Origin of the sequence: Nitratifractor salsuginis DSM 16511 (assembly GCF_000186245.1) — a bacterium.
Classification (GTDB): Bacteria; Campylobacterota; Campylobacteria; order Campylobacterales; family Sulfurovaceae; genus Nitratifractor; species Nitratifractor salsuginis.
The window spans coordinates 865038-880191 of record NC_014935.1; the positions used below are offsets into that span (position 1 = coordinate 865038).

Consider the following 15154-nt stretch of genomic DNA (forward strand, 5'->3'; position numbering starts at 1 on the left):
GAGAGAATGCCAGTCGTCAAGGCCATGCGTGAGATCGAGCGGGGGACCGCCGAGATCATCGACCGGGAGCGGATCGAATCCCTGGTGCGCAACTATTACGAGAATGGAACCCCCTACAAGGTCAAACTGGGGCTCGACCCCACCGCTCCCGACCTGCACCTGGGGCATACCGTGATCCTCCAGAAGCTGGCGGCTTTCCAGAAGCACGGCGCCATCGTGCAGCTGCTCATCGGTGATTTCACCGCGATGATCGGCGACCCCACGGGCAAGAGCGAAACCCGCAAGGTCCTGGACCGGGAGACTGTGAAGCAAAACGCCCAAACCTATCAGGAACAAGCCTTTAAAATTCTCGATCCCGAGAAGACGGAGCTGATGTTCAACTCCACCTGGCTCGACGCTCTGGGAGCCGACGGGTTGATCCAGCTGACGACCCAGTACAATGTCGCCCGGATGCTCGAGCGGGACGATTTCGAGAAGCGCTTCAAGAGCGGCCAAAGCATCGCCATCAGCGAATTTCTCTATCCGCTGCTCCAGGGTTATGACAGCGTGGCGATGGAGTCGGACATCGAGTTGGGGGGGACGGACCAGAAGTTCAACCTCCTGATGGGCCGCCATCTGCAAAGGGCCTACGGCGTGGGCAAAGAGCAGGCGGTCCTGATGATGCCGATCCTCGAAGGGCTCGACGGGGTGCAGAAGATGTCCAAGAGTCTGGGCAACTACGTGGGGATCTCCGAACCGGCCAAGGAGATCTACGCCAAGATCCTCTCCATCTCCGACGAGTTGATGTGGCGCTACTATGAGCTCCTCAGCTCCCGCAGCCTGGAGGAGATCGAGGAGATGAAAAAGCAGGTCGCCGAGGGGACGCTCCATCCCAAACGGGCCAAAGAGCTTCTGGCTCTGGAGATCACGGCTCGCTTCCACAACGAAGAGGAGGCGCAAAAAGCCAAAGAGGCCTTCGACAGCCTCTTCAAAGCGCGGCAGATCCCCGAGGATATCCCCGAAGTGACTCTGGAGCCGGGAGTCTGGATCTGCAAAGCGCTGGTGGATGCGGGGCTGGAGCCCTCCAATTCCCAGGCACGCCGGGACATCAAGCAGGGAGCCGTCCGCATCGACCAGGAGAAGGTGAGCGACGAGCAGCTGACCCTGGAGCCCGGAGAGTATATTCTCCAGGTGGGCAAACGAAAATTCGCACGGGCCAAGGTAGGATAAGATGGAATTCAAAGCACTCAAGATCGGGAAACACGTTATCGAAAAACCCATCATCCAGGGAGGAATGGGTCTGGGAATCAGTTGGGACCGCCTCGCCGGCACGGTGAGCAAAGAGGGTGGCTTGGGCGTCATCAGCTCCGTCGGGACCGGGGTCTACGCCAACCGGGCCTATGCCGACAAACTTATGGCCGACGGGCGTCCCTACGAGGTGGAGAACTTCTACTCCCGCCGGGCCCTTTTCAAGATCTTTGAAAATGCCCGCAAGATCTGCGGCGACAAGCCCCTGGCCTGTAACGTCCTCTACGCCATCAACGACTACAACCGGGTTGTGCGGGACTCCTGCGAAGCGGGGGCGGACATCATCATCACGGGAGCGGGTTTGCCTCTGACCATGCCCGAAGCGGCCAAGGATTTCCCCGATGTGGCGCTGGTGCCCATCGTCTCGACTGCCAAGGCGCTGAAGATCCTCTGCCGCCGTTGGGAGAAGGCCCACGGCAGGCTCCCCGACGCGGTGATTGTCGAAGGGCCGCTCAGCGGAGGACATCAGGGCTTCAAATACGATGAGTGTTTCAAGCCCGAGAACCAACTCGAAGCAATCCTCCCTCCCGTCGTGGAAGAGGCGAAGAAGTGGGGCGATATCCCCGTCATCGCCGCCGGCGGGATCTGGGACCGCGACGACATCGTGCGGATGATGGAGCTGGGGGCCGACGGGGTGCAGTTGGGGACCCGCTTCATCGGCACCGTCGAATGCGATGCCAGCGACGCGTTCAAGCAGACCATCATCGAAGCCAAAGAAGAGGATATCAAACTCTTCAAATCTCCCGTCGGCTATCCCGCCCGAGGGGTCAAGACGGAGCTGCACCGCCGCATCGAGGAGGGGACCGCCCCCAAGATCGCCTGCATCTCCAACTGTGTCGCCCCCTGCCATCGCGGTGAAGAGGCTAAAGTGGTGGGCTACTGTATCGCCGATCGGCTCAGCGATGCCTACGACGGCAAAACAGAGACCGGCCTCTTCTTCACCGGGGCCAACGGCTACCGTCTCAAGGAGATCATCACTGTCCGTGAATTGATGGATAAATTGATCAATGGCGAGTAGATTCGCTCTCCTTTTCACTCTTCTTTTCTCCTCCATCCTTTTCGCTTCACCGGCGAAACTCAAATCCCTGGAGATGGGAGTCAACCGCCTCATCCTCCATTTCGACCGTACTTTTCCCAAAGAAAATGTCCATTCATTTATCCTGAAAGGCAAGGATTCCTTTCGCTATGTCTTCGATTTGAAAAATACCCGCCTGGCCGGCAAAAAACTTACATCGAAACTCCATTACGGCCCCTCCATCCGATCGATACGCATCGCCCAGTATCGCAGCAATATCGTGCGCCTGGTCGTAGAGACTCCCGAGCCTTACGCCGTGGCCCATTATCCCCTGCAATCGCGGAGCTACATCATCGTGCTGCCCAAGGGCAGCAGCGACTTCAGTACTCAGATCCGGGGGCTCTTTTCCGGGCTCCAGAGTAAAACCGGCCGAAAAAAAGCCCCACTTTCCCATAAAGCCGCTTCCCGTAAAAAAACCTCCAAATCCAGGAGCGATGCCTATCGGGCGGCTTCCGGCAGCCATATGATGAAAAATCCTCCGCCCAAAGCCCATCGGCGCTATACCGTTATCGTGGATCCGGGGCACGGCGGGCATGACACGGGGGCGCTGGACCCCACTCATCGCTATCGGGAGAAGGATGCAGTCTTGCAGATCGCCCTGCGCCTGCGCAATCACTTGAGAAAGATGGGTTTCAATGTGGTTATGACCCGCAGCTCCGACCGTTTCATCAAGCTGCGCCGCCGCACCCACTTCGCCAATCTCAAGCACGGCGATGTCTTCGTCTCTATCCACGCCAACGCCGTAGGGCGGCTGAGCCGCGCCGCCACCGCTCATGGGATCGAGACCTATTTCCTCTCCCCGGCTCGGAGTGAACGCGCGCGCCGTGTCGCCGCCAAGGAGAACAGCATCGCCTTCATCAGGCGTGACAGCAAGACGATGAACTCTTTTATCTCCACGCTGACCCGCTCCAAGATCATCCTCTCCAATATGCTGGCGTTGGATGTGCAGCGCAGTATCCTGGGGACCCTGCGCCGACGCTACCGCAACGTCACCGACGGCGGGGTACGGGCGGCGCCTTTTTGGGTGCTGGTGGGCGCGGAGATGCCTGCGATTCTGGTGGAGACGGGTTACATTACCAACCCCTGGGAGAAGAAACGTCTCTTCAATCCCCGCTACCAGGATATGGAAGCACAGGGAATCGCCAAGGGGATCGTGCGCTTTTTGCGTAATCGTGAGCGGGAGATGGAATAATAACCGAGTAACGGAGTAATGAGTAACTAGTAACCGAATAATCGGGGAATGAGTTTGCGGAGGGGAGGCCCAGCCGGACCTCTTTTTTTGAGCTTAGAACTTGTAGTTGAGCTGGACTGTGAGGCCGAGCTCTTTGTGTTCATTTTTGATGGTGACTGCTTGAGCAGGATAGCCGAAAGCCCCTCCGACATTGGCACTGTGTTTTTCGTTCAAAGCATAGACGACAGTGAAGTCGGCAGAGAAGTTTTTACTGAACTGATAGCTTCCGCCGGCGGTGATATGATCCTCCGCCGTGGCGGGGAATCCAAGGAGGTTGAACATATCTTTTGCGGCACCTTGCTGAGTGCTGCCATCGCTGAGATTGATGGGGGTTTTGCCGTGATTGTACCCCACACGCACTGACCAGGTGCCGGCATCGTATTGATAACCTATGGCGAAGACATCCTGATCATCCCAATCGAAATCCTCATAACCGGCGGCATGGCTCCACTGAATACGTTTCCAGTCGATGGCGATACCGTGGGGACCGCTTCTCCACCCCAGGCCGATGCCGAATTCGGCAGGCTGATCGAGATGACCGTCCAGCTGAATGCCAAAAGGAGCTGCCGCGGCCCTCAAAGTATTGCCGTAATCCATTTTGACTTTACTTTTATACATCGCACCCACACTCAGGCCATTGCCGAAATCATAGGTCATACCGATGTTGGCGCCGAAACCGAAATCCTGCTTCTGACCGGGGCTGACAGTTCCGGGTTGTCCATTCTGACCGTGCATCACATAATGGATATCCAGGGATCCATACTGAACAATAGGGGCGATCCCGATACTGAGGCCGCCGGTTTTATAGGCGACGGGAACGACGAACTGCATCAACTGCAACGTGGTTTCCATATCAAACAGTTTGCTGTTTCCCGGCATCCAGTTACTGGGCCCGAGCCCACGAAAATCGGTTCCCATTCCGGCGGTTCCGTACATCCCGGCACCGATGTGAACCCCATTGTCCAAATGGCTCACAATGGCGACCGCGGGGATCATACTGAGGTCGGCATCGCTGTCGGCTTCATCGGTAACGGGTCCATTCTGGGTGTTGGCTGTGAGGCTGGTATGAATGTCGGGCATAAAGATCGTGCCGCCGAAGCTGATCTCCGTATCGTCGACGTAGGTGATCAGAGCCGGGTTGACCAGGGTGGACTCGGCACCGTGGCTGAAGGCGATCCCGGCGCCGCCCATAGATCGGGTCTTGGCTCCGACACCGACGAGGGTATCTCCATTGGTGGCGTAGAGGGCAGTGGAAGCGACCATAGAGAGGATCATAGAACCTTTGACGAGATGATTCAGTTTCATTTGTTGCTCCTTGAATAATAAATAGTTAAGGTAACAGAAGCATAACTAAATATAGTTAAAGATAAGATTAATTAATGAAATACTATTTTTAAAAATAAATGCTATTGTTTGTTTATCTGCTTTTCATCGAACAGCGCTTCGGAGTATAATAAACAGAGGAGTCCAAAGATGAACGATCAGCTGTTGGGTGAATTTCTACTGTTACTCTCACTTCTCTTCGCTTTGAGCTATTTCCTGGCCGGAGCGTTGGAGCGGGTGAAAGTTCCGGGATTGTTGGCGGCCCTTTTCGTCGCGATGGGGATCCACTATACCCCGTTGGGGTCCATCCTCACCCAGGGGATCGAAGGGGAGATCTTCACCACACTGGCGGATCTGGGCGTACTCTTTCTCCTCTTCTTCATCGGTTCGCAGATCGATGTCAAAGAGATGAAGCGCCAGAGCGGCGAGATTGTTCTGGCAACGGTCCTCAATACGATGGTGCCCTTCCTGCTAGGGATGGGTGTGATGCTCTGGCTGGGCTACGGCTGGATCCTCGCCTTCGTGATCGGGCTGACGCGAATGCCTACAGCCGAAGCGGTGATCGTCCCGATCCTCGACGAGTTCAACCTTCTCAAGACCAAGGTGGGCAATTACATCGTCGGCGCTGGGGTGCTCGACGATGTGATCGAAGTTTTTCTCGTCGCTTTCGTCTCCATCTGGATCTCGGAAAAGAGCGGCCTGGTCAGCAGCGATACGAAAGAGATCACCGATATTCTCATCAATATCGCTATTTTCGTGGCGGCGGCCTGGTTCGCCAGGCGCTATGTGCTGGTGCCCCTTTCCCACTGGACACAGCTCAAAGTCTCCAACCTCGTTATGATGATGATCCTGGTACTCTTCCTCTTCGGAGGGTTCGCCGAGTATGCCGATCTGGGCCTGGTGGTCGGCGCCATCGTGGCGGGGATTTTGATGCGGCCGGTCCTCGATACCGCCGGGGAAGCCGGCGAGCGGGCCGATCGGGCGACCCGGGCGGTGGCTTACGGCTTTTTCGGGGTGATCTTTTTCCTCTGGGTGGGGATGAGCGTCGATCTGGAGGGGATGATCAAAGCCCCGGAGTTGGCGATCCTGCTCTTCCTGGCTGCCTTTGTAGGTAAGCTGCTGGGGATCTTCCTGATGGTGCCGATGAAGAAGCTGACGGTCAAAGAGGCATGGACGATCGGGATCGGGCTCAACGCCCGGCTCACCACGGAGATCATCGTCGCCAAACTGCTCCTCGATGCCCAGCTGATCGATACCCAGCTCTTTACAGCCCTGGTGGCCGCCTCTTCGGTCTCCACGATCGTGGTTCCGTTGCTCTTCTCGGTATTGGTGGCCAGGTGGAGAGAGGAGCTGACGGCCTCCACTGCTGCCGCCCCCACCCCGAAAGCCAAAGCCGCAACACCCGTCGAAGCGGAGACTCCCTGGCACGCCAAGCCCATTCAAGCGGTCCTCAATCTCCTGCAGAGCGATCCGAAAAAGGGGCTCACAGAGGCGGAGGCACGTAAGCGCCTTGCTCTCTACGGCCCCAACCGCATCGAGGCGGTTCACAAAGAGAAGTGGTATTGGATACTCCTGCGGCAGTTTACCGACGTGCTGATCCTCATTCTGCTGGTAGCAGCGGCGATCTCCTTTGCCATCGGGGAGATGGGGGATGCCGTCACGATCCTGGCGATCGTCGTACTCAACGGTATCCTGGGCTTCGTCCAGGAGTTCAAAGCCGAAAAGGCGATCGAAGCGCTGCAGAAGATGCTCTCTCCCAAATGCAAAGTGCTGCGGGAGGGCCGGGAGATCGAGATCGATGCCGCGCAGCTGGTGCCCGGTGATCTCGTGTTACTCGAGATCGGGGACCGGGTGCCGGCCGATCTTCGGCTGATCGAGGCGGTCAATCTCAAGATCGACGAATCGGCACTGACGGGCGAATCGGTCTCGGTCTCCAAGGATACGAAGCCGGTTCCCAAGGAAGCGCCGTTGGCCGAGCGCCGCGATATGGCGTGGATGGGGACCAGCGTGACCAATGGTTATGCCCGAGGGGTCGTCGTCGCGACGGGTATGGCGACGGAATTCGGAAAGATTGCCAGGCTCACCAGTGAAGTGAAACAGACCAAAACACCCCTGCAGAAAAAACTGGCAGTGCTCGGAAAGAAACTGGGCATTCTCTCGGTCGCCATCTCGGTGCTGGTGGCGATCGTCGGCTACCTCTTCGGCAAGGACCTGATGGAGATGTTCCTCACCGGCGTGTCGCTGGCGGTGGCGGTAGTGCCCGAGGGCTTGCCGGCGGTGGTGACGATCACCCTGGCTCTGGGCGTCAAGGCGATGGTGCGTCAGCATGCGCTGCTGCGGCGCCTGCAGGCCGCGGAAAACCTGGGCAGCGCCAACGTCATCTGCACCGACAAGACCGGGACTCTGACGCAGAATCAGATGACCGTCAAAAAGATCTGGACCTTCGCCGGAGCGGTGGAGGTCACCGGCAGCGGTTACGACCCGGCGGGCCATTTCGAAGCGAAGGGCAAACGCATCGATTATAAAAAACGCCCTGATCTGCTGCTCCTGCTCAAAACCGGACTGATCTGCAACCACGCATCGCTGCGCAAAGAAGAGGAGGGATGGAAAATCTCGGGAGAACCGACCGAAGCGGCCCTCATCGTGGCGGCCTACAAGGCGTGGCTGAGCCCCGGCGAACCCAAAGTAATCAGCGAATTCTCCTTCAACTCCGAGCGCAAACGGATGACTGTGGTCGTCGAAGAGAAGGGGCAAAAGATCGCCTACGTCAAAGGGGCCCCCGAAGTGCTGATCGAGCGGGCCACCCACTATTTCGACGGCAAAGAGTGCAAGCCGCTGAATGCGAAGATGCGCCGGGCCTTCGAGGCAGCCTACACCGACCTGGCCAAAAAGGGGCTGCGGACCCTGGCCTTGGCCGAACGGGTGCTGCCGCCCGACATTAGGCTCGATCCCGACGAGGTGGAGAAGGATCTGACCCTGCTGGGGATTGTGGGCATCATCGACCCGCCCCGTCCCGAAGTCCCCGAAGCGATCCGAACGGCGCAGCGCGCCGGCATCCGGGTCGTGATGATCACGGGCGACGCGCCGCTGACGGCCCTGGCGATCGCCAAAGAGGTGGGATTGGAGGCGACACGCGCCATCACGGGCAACGAACTCAAGGGAATGGAGGATGAAGCCCTCAAAGCCGCCCTCAAAGAGGGGGTCATCTTCGCCCGCGCGACCCCCCAGGACAAGCTGCGCATCGTCGAAGTGCTCCAGAGCGAGGGGCTGGTGACGGCAATGACGGGCGACGGGGTCAACGACGCCCCGGCGCTCAAACGGGCCGATATCGGCATCGCGATGGGATTGCGCGGCACCGATGTGGCCAAAGGGGCGGCCGATATGATCCTGCTGGACGACAACTTCGCTTCGATCGTGGGTGCCGTGCGGGAAGGGCGCCGCCAATACGACAACATCAAGAAATTCGTCACCTATCTGCTCTCCTCCAATACCGGAGAAGTGATTGCCATTTTCGTCAATATCCTCCTGGGCGGCCCGCTGATCCTGCTGCCGGTGCAGATTTTGTGGATGAATCTGGTCACCGACGGCATGACGGCGGTCGCGCTGGGGCTCGAACCGGCCGAAAAGGGGATTATGGAGCGGCCGCCCCGGTCGGTGAACGCTCCCTTCCTGCAGTTGCGGGGTGTGATCATGATCCTCCTGCTGGGAACCTATATCGGCGGCGGGACCCTCTGGCTCTTCCACCACTATCTGACATCGGGCCTTCCCGAGGCCCAGGCGGTCGCGTTGGCGCAGACAGTCGCCTTCACGGGGATCATCATCCTGGAGAAGATGAACGTCTTCAACTACCGCAGCCTCCGCGCCCCGATGCCGGTGATCGGCTTTTTCTCCAATCCCTGGGTCCTGGCTGCCTGGACACTGACTGTTTCGGCCCAGGTGGCGGCGGTCTATGTGCCTTTCCTGCAAAAAGCGCTGCACACCGTGCCGCTGAAGCTTGAGGATTGGCTGCTCATCTTCGAAGTGGCCGTCCCCCTCTTTGTGGTGGTAGAATTGTATAAATGGTTCGAATGGTGGGTGATGAAAAAACGAGGAGCGTAAGATGGATTATTCGATGATCCAATCCCTGGCGGTTGTGATTCTGCTGGGATTCGCCATCGGGATGCAGCGGACCCTGACCTATATGCGTGCAGAGGAGCGGACCTTCGGAGGGAGTCGGACCTTCGCCCTGATCGCCCTGGCCGGATATATGGCCGCCTGGCTGGATGAGCGCTTTACGGGCACGATCCTTGTGACCCTGGCGGTGCTGGGTATCCTGCTGGCTCTCTCCTACTATGTCAAAGTTACCAAAGCCGGCCGCTGGGGGATGACGACCCAGATCGCGGCGCTGGTGACTTATCTGCTGGGAGTCCTGGCCTATCGGGGGGAGCTGCTCTGGGCCGTCTTCATCGGGGTGGTCGTGATCATCCTCCTGGAGATCAAGCCGAGACTCCAGGCGCTGGAGCGCCATATCGGCCCCACCGATGTCAACGCCGTGATCCTGCTGTTGACGATGAGCTTCGTGATCCTGCCGATCCTCCCCGACAAGATGATCGGCCCGGGCCATCTCTTCAACCCCTACAAAACCTGGCTCATGGCGGTCATCATCGCGGGGATCTCCTTCGTCGGCTATGTGGCGATCAAGGTGCTGGGGCAAAAACACGGCGTCTTCCTCACCGGCGCGGCGGGCGGGCTCATCTCTTCCACGGCGGTGAGCATCTCCCTTTCGCAGATGTTCCACAAGCAGTACGATCTGATCAACAACTACGCCGGCGGCATCGCCATCGCCTGTACCTTTATGTATCTGCGGGTGCTCTTCGAAGCCTTCGTGATCCATCCGGAGCTGGCCTGGAGACTCACACCGGCCTATCTGGGGGCGGCGGTGAGCGGCTTGCTCTACAGCTGGTGGTTCTACCGCCACTCCAAAGCCGCCGAGATCAATTTGGAGAATAACGCCATCGCCAAAAACCCCCTCCAGCTCAGCGAAGCGATCAAGTTCGGCATCCTCTTCGGGATCATCTACGGCGCCATCGCCTTCGTGCAGGGACGCTACGGCAACATCGGCGTCTATCTCGTCTCCTTCTTCTCGGGATTGACCGACGTGGACGCGATCACCCTTTCGCTGAGCGAATTGGCCAAAGACGGCAAACTGGCCGAAACTGCCTCGATGAACGGGATCGTCATCGCCTCGGTGACCAACTCCATCGTCAAACTGGGGATCGTCTATTGGCTGGGAGGTGTGAAGCTGGGTTGGAAGCTGACCCTCTTTTTCCTGGTGACCCTGGGAATGATGGGTCTGGGGCTCTGGATCGGAGAGACATATATTCATTAAGCATCAAAGGGGGCAAAGATGAACGTAGAAGAGTTTATGGCGTTACAGGATGAGGTTTTTATCCGCTACGACGGAGTGGAACTGCCGGGACGTCTGGCGGTGCCCGAGGGAGCCGAAGGGATCGTGCTTTTCGCCCATGGAAGCGGCAGCAGCCGCCTCAGCCGGCGCAACAATTATGTCGCCTCGGTGCTCCACGAAGCGGGGATCGCTACTTTGCTTTTCGATCTGCTGATGGAGCCGGAGGCCCTGGATCGGCGCAATGTCTTCGATATCGACCTGCTGGCATCACGACTGCTGCTGGCGACCCATTGGACGAGCCTCCAACCTGCACTGAAGGATATGAATGCTGGCTATTTCGGGGCCAGCACCGGCTCGGCGGCAGCGCTCAAGGCTTCGGTCCTTTCCCCGGTACCCATCCGCGCCATCGTCTCCCGGGGCGGCCGCCCCGATATGGCGGCGGACGTGCTGGAGCGTGTCACCGCCCCGACCCTCATCATCGTAGGCGGTAACGACTACGGCGTCATCGAACTCAATGAAGAGGCCTACCGCCGACTGCGCTGCGAAAAGGCCTTCGAGATCGTCCCCGGCGCCACCCACCTCTTCGAAGAGCCCGGCACCCTGGAGCGGGTGGCGGAGCTGGCAAGGGATTGGTTTGTGAGACATTTGAGAGCTGAGAGCTGAGCGTTGAGAGTTGAGAGTTGAGGGTTGGTCGTTGGTTGTTGGTCGTTGGTTGTTGGTTGTTGGTCGTTGGTCGTTGGTCGTTGGTCGTTGGTCGTTGGTCGTTGGTCGTTGGTCGTTGGTCGTTGGGGCAGCGGAGAAAAATTACTAGTTACTAGTTTCTAGTTCTTCGGTTACTCATTACTCGGTTACTCATTACTCGGTTGCTCGGTTGCTCGGTTACTCGGTTGCTCATTCCAGATCCATTCCCAGCCTCTTCGCCAGCTCTTTGGCCGCTTCGGTCGCTTTCGCCCGGAGGAAGATATCGGTGCGGTGTGCGGTGTAGGCGGAGGGCTCGACGTTGATTTCGATTACTTTGGCTTTTTTGCCTTCGTAGGGGAGCATGGAGGCAGGCATCACTTCTCCGGTGGTGCCGATGATGAGCAATAGGTCCGCCCTTTCGCAAAGTGCCAGGGAGCGCTGGTAGGCTTCGGGCGGGATCGATTCGCCGAAGAAGATGAAATCAGGCTTGAGCAGCCCGCCGCACTTTTTGCAAAGCGGCGGCAGATCGTTCAGGTCGTGTTCGGTAAAGGGGGTACGGTCACCGCATTGGGTGCAGAGCAGCTTCTGGGCGGTGCCGTGAAATTCGATGACGTTTCGGCTGCCAGCCTCCTGGTGGAGGTTGTCGATGTTTTGGGTGATGACTCCCTGCAGCTTCCCCCGTCGCTCTAGCTCGGCCAGGAAGCGGTGGGCGGCGTTGGGGCGGGCGTTGGCCCCCATATAGTCGTAGAAGATTTCCCGGATCGCTTCCCAGGACTCTTTGGGGTGCTCATAGAAGTAGCCCAGGTCGAGGATCTTGGGATCGTAGCGGCTCCAGAGCCCCGTGGGCCCCCGGAAGGTGGGGATCCCGCTCTCCACGGAGATCCCGGCTCCGGTGAAGGCGACGGGACGCGCGGCCTCCTCGATCCAGCGTGCGGCGGTATCGTAATCGTTTCGTGTCATTTCACACTCCCAGATATTTCAAAGCGAGCAAGTGCAGGCCCCACATCAGTGCGGCGGCCAAAGCGAGAGTAAGCAACCAGAGTATTAGCCGTTTTTTATCCAGGAAAGAGCGAAATTTCTCCCTGCCGAAGGCCCGCACCAATAGAGTGAAGCTCACGAAGCCCGAAAGGGTGCTGGCCAGGGCCAGGCCCATCGCGCCCAGGGGTTGGAAGAGGGCGAAGGCGGCCAGGGCGTATCCCGCCAGAGACCAGGTGGCGATCTTGGCCGCTGCCATCTGCTCGTGGCGGGAGTAGAGCCAAAGGCTAAAGAGCTTGCCCAGCCCGAAGGGCAGGAGCCCGATCAGATACATCTGAAGCACGTGGGCCGTCTGGATCGTATCGGCCCGGCCGAAGGCGCCCCGTTCAAACAGGAGCCAAATGATCTCGGTGCTGAAGATCACGCCCCCCACGGTCGCCAGGGAAAGGAGAAAAAGGAGAATCCAAAAGCCCCGCTTCATCTCCCGCAGGGCGCCGGCTTCGTCTTTGTGGCGGATGAGCTTGGCCACCGAGGGGAAGAGGGCGGTGCTGAGCGCGATGGCGAAGAGGGCGAGGGGGAGCTGGAAGATCCGGTTGGCGTAGTAGAGGTAGCTGATCGAGCCGCTGGCGAGGAAGGAGGCGAGCCAGGTATCGAGAAAGGCCATTACCTGGGCCGTGGAATTGCCCCAGATGGCAGGGAAGAAGTTGGTGTAGAAGCGGCGGGTGTCTTCGGCGACTTTGCGGCTGTGGGTCCCCAGGGAAGCAAAGCCGATGGCCAGCATCCGTAGCAGCCGGAAACGTCGGGCCATAATGAGATGGGCGAGCACTTGCAAAGCTCCGCCGACGAGCACGCTGTAGCTGAGCACGAGGAGAATCTGCTCTTTGGGCATCCCCCGGCTCAGCAGCAGTCCGCCGATGATGGCGATGTTGAGCAGCACCGTAGCGAAGGCGGTGGTGGCGAAGTGCTCCTTCCACTGCAGCAGTGCCCCCAGGAAGGTGACCAAAAAGATCAGGGGAAGATACCAGAACTGGATCGCCACATAGCGGGCCGCCTGAAGGGTTGCCTCGGGAGAGAAACCAGGCGCGATGATCCGGGTCACCGGCTCGGAGAAGATCCCCACCAGGATCGAAAGCAGCACGATGATCCCCAGGAAAGTCAGCAAAATCCTGGCGGCAAAAATGCTTTTGTAGCGGCTGGCGATGAAGGAGGGCAGAAAACTCTGGGCGAAGGCTCCCTCTCCGAAGATGCGGCGAAAGAGATTGGGAAGCTTGAAGGCGACGAAAAAGATGTCGCTGTAGAGGTTGGCCCCCAGGATCGACGCCATCATCAGATCCCGAATGAAGCCGAAAATCCGGGAGAGGAGAATCCCGCCGCTGTTGGTAAATATGGATCGGAGTTTCATCGCTGCATTATAATCGCTCCGTTGGAAGGAGTCAATAGAAAGAAAAAGGTCTTTTTCGGCAAAAAGCGTCAGGTACCAAAGTTTTTTGGAGAATCTTCGCTCGCTTATGTCGATTGTCTGTTGTGTTCGATGGGAAGAGATTACAGGGTGGCGATATTTGATAAGAAGCTTTTATGGTGTGCGGAGAGATCAAACTGAACCGCGGGCCCAAGACCCGGAGCGGAGCTCAATAGTTATCGTATTTCCCGGCTCTTACATCCTCTTTGAGCTTATCGAGCTCCTCCTGCATAATTTGCAGCAGCAGCTCCGCCGCTTCGCGGTCATCGGCTTCGGGGACATCCCAGTCGGTAATCTTCATATTGGTCTTGAAGAGCAGAGCCAGTTCGGCGGCGATCTCTTTGCGGCGGCTTTCGAGTTCTTTTTTGATGGGATCCATCTGTTCGCTTGACATAACTATTCCTTTGCTACTTGGTATGAAAGAAATTCGATTTTACCCTACGGATATTAACGAACTCGGCAATGAATCTAACGGTTTCAAAATTATTTATCAGTAAGATTTGAATTTATGATACAATCATTACAATACGCAAAAGGAGTGCGCATGAATGTTTTATATGACAAGAAAGCATCGAAGAAAGCGACCAACATCTCCCTTAACAGTGATCTCGTCCGAAAAGCCAAACTCTATGGAATCAATCTCTCTCAAACCCTCGAAGTGGCATTGGAGCGGATCGTGAAAGAGAAAGAGGAGAAGCAATGGCGCAAGGAGAACCGAACGGCGATCGAAGTCCAGAATCGGCGTGTCGAAAAGGAAGGGGCCTTTTCCGATGAATTTCGGAGATTCTGATGGCGCAATTCGATGTCTATCCCAATCCCAATGAATCGAGTGCCGCGCTTTTTCCTTATCTGGTGGATATTACCAATCCCCTGCACGATGACTTGAAATTACGTGTCGTCGTGCCGCTGTGCAGTGACGGGGCTGCCATTAGACATCTCAATCCCATTTTTACCATTGAGGGCAAAGCGGTTTATCTATCGGTGATGGATATTGCCGGTGTACCGGCCTCTTTGCTCTCAAAAGCCCCGGTCGCAAATCTCTCTGAGAAGCATTCAGAGATCATCGATGCGATAGATTTTCTGCTGAACGGCTTTTGACTACGCCGCTCCGGCGACCCCGCACTCTTTGGCTCGGGCTTTCATCGCCTCGATCACTTCGGCGATCAGCTCATCCAGTTCCATTCCGAGCATCTCGGCCCCTTTTTTGACGATCTCCCGGTCTACGCCGGCGGCGAAGGATTTCTGTTTGAACTTCTTTTTGACCGATTTGACGCCAAGGTCTTCGATGCTTTTGGAGGGGCGCACAAGCACGCAGGCATTGACCAGGCCGCTGAGCTCGTCGACGGCGTAGAGGGTCTTCTCCATCGGGCTGAGGGGTTCGACATCGGTGCAAATACCCCACGCGTGGCTCATCATCGCCCGGATGAGCTCCTCGTCGTAGCCCCGTTCCCGCATAATCTCGGCGGCCTTGTGGCAGTGCCGGTCGGGATACTTCTCATAGTCCAGGTCGTGCAGGAGCCCCGCGATCTCCCAGCGCTCGGCATCCTCACCCGCTTTTTGGGCGAAATGGGCCATACACGCACCTACCTGGATGCCGTGCTGGACCAGGGCGGGGTTGTCGTTGTACTCTTTGAGCAGTTCGAGCGCTTCGTCTCGTGAAGGCATATTCACTCCTTTTTCCCTTAATTTTGCACTATTATAGTCCAAAATATCCCTATTTTCAGAGAAGTTCTGGGC

The 15154-nt window shown here is 57.7% G+C and carries 13 protein-coding genes; 8 read left to right on the forward strand and 5 right to left on the reverse strand.

All coding sequences use genetic code 11. The features are described from left to right. Nucleotides 1-6: 6 nt before the first annotated feature. Genes tyrS through NITSA_RS04400 form a run of 3 tightly spaced genes read left to right on the forward strand, consistent with a single transcriptional unit; the run spans nt 7 to nt 3554 of the window. A complete protein-coding gene (gene tyrS / locus NITSA_RS04390) occupies nt 7-1209 on the forward strand; it encodes a tyrosine--tRNA ligase (RefSeq protein ID WP_013553817.1) in 1203 nt (400 codons plus the stop codon). A 1-nt stretch (nt 1210) separates the two neighbouring features. Continuing rightward, a complete protein-coding gene (locus NITSA_RS04395; RefSeq protein WP_013553818.1) occupies nt 1211-2305 on the forward strand; it encodes a nitronate monooxygenase in 1095 nt (364 codons plus the stop codon). Then, nucleotides 2295-3554 carry an N-acetylmuramoyl-L-alanine amidase gene (locus NITSA_RS04400; protein WP_013553819.1) on the forward strand — a complete coding sequence of 420 codons (1260 nt, stop codon included), beginning with the start codon at nt 2295-2297 and terminating at the stop codon, nt 3552-3554. The genes NITSA_RS04395 and NITSA_RS04400 overlap by 11 nt, the downstream gene beginning before the upstream one ends. Nucleotides 3555-3647: 93 nt before the next feature. Here NITSA_RS04400 and NITSA_RS04405 read toward each other — a convergent pair whose 3' ends face one another. Then, nucleotides 3648-4898 carry an OmpP1/FadL family transporter gene (locus tag NITSA_RS04405; RefSeq protein WP_013553820.1) on the reverse strand — a complete coding sequence of 417 codons (1251 nt, stop codon included), beginning with the start codon at nt 4896-4898 and terminating at the stop codon, nt 3648-3650. A 168-nt stretch (nt 4899-5066) separates the two neighbouring features. On the opposite strand from NITSA_RS04405, the gene NITSA_RS04410 reads away from it, so the two are divergent. Genes NITSA_RS04410 through NITSA_RS04420 form a run of 3 tightly spaced genes read left to right on the forward strand, consistent with a single transcriptional unit; the run spans nt 5067 to nt 10965 of the window. Next, nucleotides 5067-9014 (forward strand): HAD-IC family P-type ATPase, encoded by a 3948-nt coding sequence (locus NITSA_RS04410; RefSeq protein WP_013553821.1) that lies wholly within the window; start codon nt 5067-5069, stop codon nt 9012-9014. 1 nt (nt 9015) lies between these two features. Next, nucleotides 9016-10284, forward strand: coding sequence for an MgtC/SapB family protein (locus NITSA_RS04415; protein WP_013553822.1), 1269 nt, complete (start codon nt 9016-9018; stop codon nt 10282-10284). Between the two features lie 18 nt (nt 10285-10302). Next, nucleotides 10303-10965, forward strand: coding sequence for a dienelactone hydrolase family protein (locus NITSA_RS04420; RefSeq protein ID WP_013553823.1), 663 nt, complete (start codon nt 10303-10305; stop codon nt 10963-10965). Nucleotides 10966-11193: 228 nt separating this feature from the next. Here NITSA_RS04420 and NITSA_RS04425 read toward each other — a convergent pair whose 3' ends face one another. The 3 genes from NITSA_RS04425 to NITSA_RS04435 all read right to left on the reverse strand — a co-directional run bounded on the left by NITSA_RS04425 (nt 11194) and on the right by NITSA_RS04435 (nt 13811). Further along, a complete protein-coding gene (locus tag NITSA_RS04425) occupies nt 11194-11943 on the reverse strand; it encodes an SIR2 family NAD-dependent protein deacylase (protein WP_013553824.1) in 750 nt (249 codons plus the stop codon). A gap of 1 nt (nt 11944) precedes the next feature. Continuing rightward, a complete protein-coding gene (murJ, locus tag NITSA_RS04430) occupies nt 11945-13360 on the reverse strand; it encodes a murein biosynthesis integral membrane protein MurJ (RefSeq protein ID WP_013553825.1) in 1416 nt (471 codons plus the stop codon). Between the two features lie 226 nt (nt 13361-13586). Further along, the gene (locus NITSA_RS04435; protein WP_013553826.1) at nt 13587-13811 is read right to left on the reverse strand and encodes a hypothetical protein; all 225 of its coding nucleotides are present in this window, start codon (nt 13809-13811) and stop codon (nt 13587-13589) included. A gap of 150 nt (nt 13812-13961) precedes the next feature. Here NITSA_RS04435 and NITSA_RS04440 point away from each other — a divergent pair, with 150 nt between their 5' ends. Beyond that, nucleotides 13962-14207: a type II toxin-antitoxin system CcdA family antitoxin gene (locus NITSA_RS04440; RefSeq protein ID WP_013553827.1), complete on the forward strand. Its 246-nt coding sequence runs from the start codon at nt 13962-13964 to the stop codon at nt 14205-14207. Then, a complete protein-coding gene (locus tag NITSA_RS04445; protein WP_013553828.1) occupies nt 14207-14515 on the forward strand; it encodes a CcdB family protein in 309 nt (102 codons plus the stop codon). Before NITSA_RS04440 ends, NITSA_RS04445 begins: the two co-directional genes overlap by 1 nt. On the opposite strand, the gene NITSA_RS04450 is transcribed toward NITSA_RS04445, so the two are convergent. After that, entirely contained in the window at nt 14516-15082 is a 567-nt protein-coding gene (locus tag NITSA_RS04450) for an HDIG domain-containing metalloprotein (RefSeq protein ID WP_013553829.1), read from the reverse strand. It abuts the gene before it with no gap. Nucleotides 15083-15154: the final 72 nt, after the last annotated feature.

Bases quoted from the DNA above. Each gene is read 5' to 3' on its own strand.
- NITSA_RS04445 (WP_013553828.1), top strand. From the start codon at position 14,207: ATGGCGCAATTCGATGTCTATCCCAATCCCAATGAATCGAGTGCCGCG.
- NITSA_RS04395 (WP_013553818.1), top strand. From the start codon at position 1,211: ATGGAATTCAAAGCACTCAAGATCGGGAAACACGTTATCGAAAAACCC.
- NITSA_RS04440 (WP_013553827.1), top strand. From the start codon at position 13,962: ATGAATGTTTTATATGACAAGAAAGCATCGAAGAAAGCGACCAACATC.
- NITSA_RS04435 (WP_013553826.1), bottom strand. From the start codon at position 13,811: ATGTCAAGCGAACAGATGGATCCCATCAAAAAAGAACTCGAAAGCCGC.
- NITSA_RS04415 (WP_013553822.1), top strand. From the start codon at position 9,016: ATGGATTATTCGATGATCCAATCCCTGGCGGTTGTGATTCTGCTGGGA.
- NITSA_RS04425 (WP_013553824.1), bottom strand. From the start codon at position 11,943: ATGACACGAAACGATTACGATACCGCCGCACGCTGGATCGAGGAGGCC.
- NITSA_RS04410 (WP_013553821.1), top strand. From the start codon at position 5,067: ATGAACGATCAGCTGTTGGGTGAATTTCTACTGTTACTCTCACTTCTC.
- NITSA_RS04400 (WP_013553819.1), top strand. From the start codon at position 2,295: ATGGCGAGTAGATTCGCTCTCCTTTTCACTCTTCTTTTCTCCTCCATC.
- NITSA_RS04420 (WP_013553823.1), top strand. From the start codon at position 10,303: ATGAACGTAGAAGAGTTTATGGCGTTACAGGATGAGGTTTTTATCCGC.
- NITSA_RS04405 (WP_013553820.1), bottom strand. From the start codon at position 4,898: ATGAAACTGAATCATCTCGTCAAAGGTTCTATGATCCTCTCTATGGTC.
- murJ (WP_013553825.1), bottom strand. From the start codon at position 13,360: ATGAAACTCCGATCCATATTTACCAACAGCGGCGGGATTCTCCTCTCC.
- tyrS (WP_013553817.1), top strand. From the start codon at position 7: ATGCCAGTCGTCAAGGCCATGCGTGAGATCGAGCGGGGGACCGCCGAG.
- NITSA_RS04450 (WP_013553829.1), bottom strand. From the start codon at position 15,082: ATGCCTTCACGAGACGAAGCGCTCGAACTGCTCAAAGAGTACAACGAC.